Source organism: Massilia glaciei (assembly GCF_003011895.2).
Taxonomy (GTDB): Bacteria; Pseudomonadota; Gammaproteobacteria; order Burkholderiales; family Burkholderiaceae_D; genus Telluria_A; species Telluria_A glaciei.
Genome location: NZ_PXWF02000007.1, coordinates 1 through 4,064, shown reverse-complemented (window position 1 = coordinate 4,064; position 4,064 = coordinate 1). Strand labels below are relative to the sequence as shown.

Genomic DNA, 4,064 nt, shown 5'->3' with positions numbered 1-4,064 from the left:
CTCGCGGCGGACGGCAGCAGTTCCGTCGTCAGCGACCTGGGCATGTCCGGCGTGATGTCGGGCGGCAGGCTGGTGCTCGCCACCGGCGCCGGTTCGATCACTGCGCTCGACGCGGTCACGGCCGCCGGCAACATGCTGCTGCAAAGCGGCGGCGCCGATTCCGACCTGTTGCTGGCCGCCGCGCTGCGAAGCGATGCCGGCAGCATCAGCCTGAACGCGGGGCGCGACATCGCCCAGGACGGCGCCATCGCCACCCTCGGCGCCGGCGCCACCATCGAGCTGCTCGCGGCGCGCGACATCACCATGTCCGCAAACAGCGTGACGGCCTCGAACGCGGGCAATCTGCGCTACGCGGCAGGCGGCAACCTGACCCTGGGCCTGCTCGACGCCCGCAGCGCGGCCGACCGCGCCAGCGGATCGACGGCCGGCCAAGCTGGCTGGGGCAGTGTCAGCCTGTTGGCGGGCGGCGCCATCGCCGACACGGCCGCCGGCATCGATGTGATGGCCAATGCGCTGCGCATCAACGCCGGCGCCGCTGGCAGCCTGACCAACGCGCTCGAAACCGAAATCGCCCTGCTCAGCGCGCATCTCGGCGCGGGCGGATTGTTCATCACCGAGGCGGGCGCGCTCGCCACCGGCACCGGCGCCATCGCCCTGAATCGGGTGGCTGTCGACGGCAACAGCGCCGTGGCCAGCGACGCGGCCCAGTACGACCTGCTGGCGGGCGGCGACATCGCGCTCGACACCATCAACGGCGCCATCACCCTCAACGACGGCAACGCCGATGGCATCGCCGCCGTCGCCGGCGGCAAGTTGACGGTGTTCGCCGGCGCCGGCGCGTTGGCCATCAACGGCACCGTGCAAAGCGGGGCGGCCATGTCGCTCGACGCCAACGGCGGCGCCCTGACCATGCTGGGTGGCGCCTCGGCGCTGGCCGGCACGGCAACGCTTGCCGTGCACGCGGCCACCGACGCCACCCTGGGCAACCTGGTCGGCGGCGCGGTCAGCGTGCGCGCCGACGCGGGCAGCATCCTCAACGCGGCCGGCAGCACCCTCAACGTGTCCGCGGTCAGGCTCGACCTGGTGGCCGGCGGCGGCATCGGCAGCGGCGCGCGCCACTTGACGAGCACGGTCGGCATCCTCGGCGCGACCGGCGCCAATGGTATCTACCTGACCGAGTCGGACGTGCTCGTGGTCGAACGCCTGGTGGCCATCAACGGCCAGTTGGTGCTCGAGACGGTCAACGGTTCGATCACGCTGAACGCCGGCGCCGACGTTGTCGCCGGCCAGGACGTGCTGCTGGCGGCCAACGGCGCCAACGCCGACCTCGTCCTCGCGGCAAACCTGGTCAGCGGCGCCGGCAGCATCTCGCTGCGCGCCGGCCACGACCTGGTGCAAAACGCCAACGTCACCACGTTGGCGGCGGGCCGGAGCATCGACCTGCTGGCCGGTCGCCTGATCGGCATGGCCGAAGGCGTGGCCGTCAGCTCCGTCAACGGCGCCATCGTGCTCACAGCGGGCGGAGATGTCACCATCGAGACCCTGTCGGCGGGCAGCGGCAATGTCGGCATCACCGCCGGCGGCAGCGTGCTGGACCAGGACGGCGCGGGCGACACCGGGGTCGACATCCTGGCTGGCGGCTTGCGCGTGAATGCGGGCATGTCGATCGGCACGGCCGCCAACCGGCTCGAGCTGAGCGTTTCGACGCTGAGCGCGCACGCCGGCGGCGCCGTCTTCCTCACCGAAACCGACGGCCTGACGGTCGGCGCGCTCGATGTGGCGGCCAACCGGATCGACGGCGCGGGCCAGCGGACCACGTTTGCGAGCGGGGTCCAGTCGGGCCTGGCGAGCGGCGCCAACGGCAGCGTGGTACTCATCAGCAACAGCGGCGACCTGACGCTGGCGGCCACGGGTGGCAGCGTGCTGGCCGACGGCAGCGGCAACATCTTGCTGCAGGCCAGCGCGGGCAACATCACGCTGGGTAGCGCGCTGTCCACGGCGGGTGGCAACATCACCGTCTCGGCCGCTGGCGCCATCACCCAAACGAGCAACGTCAGCGCAGGCGGCAGCGCCGAACTGGTGGCGCTGGGCGGCATCACGATGAGCGACGGCAGCGTCACGCGCGGGGCAAACCTGCGCCTGGCGGCGGGCGGCAACATCAGCGTCGGCCTGCTCGACGCCGGCGGCGGCAACGTCAGCCTGACGGCCGGCGGCATGATCACGGACGCCCAGCCAGCCGGCGCGGCGCAGACCGTGAACGTGGCGGCGGCGGGCCTGCGCATGGCGGCCGGCAGCGGCATCGGCGCGGTTGGCAAGCTCAATGCGCTCGAGACCATGGTCGCGACCCTGGCCGCGCGCACCGCCAGCGGCGACATCAGCGTGCGCGACAGCGACTCGCTCGAGATCGCCGCCGGCGGCGTGACGGCCTCCGAGCAATCGGTGTTGGCCGATGGCGGCACGGTGCAGGTGACGGACGCGCTGTTGGCGGGCCTGAGCGCCCCGGCCGGCGACATCGACCTGACCTCGGTCACGGGCGGCGTGCTGTTCGGACGCCCGGTCACGGCCAGCCCCGGCGGCGACCTGAGCGTGGTCGGCGACACCTTCGTCATCACGCAGCCCATCGAGGGCAACGGCGGCGAGTTGCTGATCATGCCTAGCGACCCCGCCCGCAACATCGTGATCGGCGGCCCGGCCACCGGCGGCGTGTTGCAGCTCGACCAGAACGCGCTGAACAACCTGACCGGCGGCTTTGGCCAGATCGTCATCGGTGGCGGCGCGGCCGCTCCCGGCCAGGACATCACCATCGACGGCAGCGGCACGCCGGTGCTGTTCAACGATGCGCTCGTGCTCAATGTGTCGGGCCCGGGCAGCGTGATCAGCATCACCGGCAGCGTGGGGGCCGAGGGCCTGCTCGCGCAGGGCGCGGTGACCGTCACCGGCGCCGTCACCATCGCGGCCGGCAACGGCGCGGGGGTGGCCGGCGGCGACATCGTGTTCGCGCAAAGCGTCGACGCCGGCGGCGCCAACGCCAGCCTTACGCTGGCGGCGGGCGGCGACAGCGTGGTGTTCGGCGGCGCCATCGGCGCCACCGGCGCGCTCGCCGGCCTTTCCATCGGCAACGCCGCCAACGTGACCTTCAGCGAGCCGGTCACGGTCAACGGCAACATCGAGATCGAGGCCACCGGCGTGGTGCGCTTCGACAGCGCCCTGACCATCGACAGCGGTTCGCTGGTGATCAAGGGCGCCAGCGCGGTCATCATCGGCGACGTGGTGCTGCAGGGCACGGCGGGCGTGTTCGTGATCGAGGCCAACACCCTGACCCTCAACGGCGACGTGCTCGGCGCCAAGGACGTGCTGCTGCGCCCGACCGACATCGGGCTTGACATCACGATCGGCGGCAGCGGCGCGTCCGGCGCGTACAACATCAGTGTTGCGATGCTGCAGCGCCTGGTCGGCATGGAGCACCTGGTGGTCGGGGTGCGGGGCGCGGACGGCCACGCGGCGCTCGGCGCGGGCGACGTCAGCATCGCCCCGCTCAACCTGGGCGCCTTCAGCGCCGCCACGCTCGAGGTCTATGGCGGCCTGGTCACGTTGAGCGTCGGCGCCGGCGAGCTGGCGGTGCGCTCGGGCATCGTGCTCGACGGGCGCGAGGGCGTCGTGCTGCACGACAGCGTCCGCACCAGCGGCGGCGGCATCGTGTTGAACAGCGCCACCGGCGCCATCGGCATGGATGGCGGCGCCACGCTGAGCGCCCCGGGCACGGTGCGCATCGAGGCGGCCGGCAACCTCGCGATCGGCCTGGTCCAGGCCGACAGCGTGTTGTTGCGCAGCACGGGCGGCACCATCGCCGACGCCGCCACCGACGGCGCGGTCAACATCACCGCCAACACCGTGTCGATTTACGGCTACGGGCCGCGCGTCGGGCTCGGCGACGCGCTCGAGGTCAACGCGCCGACGGTGTTCGTGCAGGCGCCGACCGGGATCGTGTTGCAGGACACCGGCGCGGACGGGCGCACGCACTTCTACGTGCTCGATGGCGCGACCATGTACGAGCAGGCCATCGG

Annotated in this window: 1 protein-coding gene; it reads left to right on the top strand. The window is 72.3% G+C overall.

What is annotated here, in order from left to right:
• Positions 1-4,064 (top strand): beta strand repeat-containing protein (locus tag C7C56_RS28490; RefSeq protein WP_181372954.1); only part of this gene is annotated, 4,064 nt, incomplete at both ends.